This window comes from uncultured Campylobacter sp. (genome assembly GCF_938018035.1).
Lineage (GTDB): Bacteria > Campylobacterota > Campylobacteria > Campylobacterales > Campylobacteraceae > Campylobacter_B.
The window spans coordinates 1-1,028 of sequence record NZ_CALIJF010000188.1 but is presented as its reverse complement, the minus strand read 5'-3'; the positions used below and the strand labels follow the sequence as shown (position 1 = coordinate 1,028).

The 1,028-nt window shown below is 55.1% G+C and carries 1 protein-coding gene and 1 pseudogene; both read left to right on the top strand.

The window, feature by feature from the left end:
- A pseudogene (locus Q0257_RS05690) lies at nucleotides 1–302 on the top strand (hypothetical protein); the annotation flags it as partial.
- A gap of 363 nt (nucleotides 303–665) precedes the next feature.
- The coding region (locus Q0257_RS05685) for a TIM barrel protein (protein WP_298022694.1) at nucleotides 666–1,028 on the top strand (363 nt) is incomplete at its 3' end.

The following is a 1,028-nucleotide window of genomic DNA, read 5'->3' as shown; positions in this document are numbered from 1 at the left end:
GCGTGCTGAGCCTGGTTTTAAAAGGCGATAAAATTTGCATGAACGGCGCGTGCGATGACGAGCTCGTTTTCAATAAAAAATTCTTCGGCGCCGAGCACTACCGCGGGCTTCTGGGCGAAATCCTAGACGGCAAGCCGATCTTTGGCGGCAGCGACACGGACGAGCGCCGTTGCCTCGCGCAAAGCCTGCAAGCTGGCTCTATCGATTATAAGGTTTGCCGTGGCAAGGACGGCGGCGGAAGATCCATAAGCTTCGCCGACGCAAAACGCGGCGTAAAGATCAAAATCCGCGAGCTGCAGTAAAATCTCGTGCGATCAATGTTTGTGGCGCGTGAGATGCGATTCCGCGGGCGGCGCGAGTAAATCGCGAACGAGTAAAATTTCGCGCAGCAGGCGTTTGTAAGCGCGCGGGAATAATGCGCTATAGTAGCCGCCCAAAACACGGCGCGAGCGGTCAAAATTCCATTACTCGGCGGGGTGGCTGCCTAAGCTGCGCAAAACGGCGCGGTTTTATTAACACTCTACGCCGACTCTTTGCGGCGAAATTTATCAAACAGTGCGTATGTGCGAAAGAAAAAGCGCGCATTTAAATTTAAAAAATCCGCGTGCGGCTCGGGTTTATAAAATTTTGCCGCACGCGGCGTAAAATAAAATTTAGGAGGTAGGATGAAGCGGATCGGAGCGCACGTGAGCGCTAGCGGCGGGGTTTTTAACGCGCCGCTAAACGCCGCAAAGATCGGGGCGGACGCGTTTGCGATGTTTGTCAAAAATCAGCGTAGATGGGACGCGCCGCCGCTTAGCGCGGAGGAGATCGCCGCATTTAAGGACGCGCTGAGGCAAAGCGGCATCCGCGCAGAGCATGTCTTGGTGCACGATAGCTACCTCATAAATTTGGGCCATCCGCGCGAGGCGGAGCGCGAAAAGTCCCTAAACGCCTTCGTGGACGAGATCCGCCGCTGCGAGGCGCTCGGGCTCAGGCTTTTGAACTTTCATCCGGGTTCGCATCTAAACGAAATTTCAGCTCAAGAG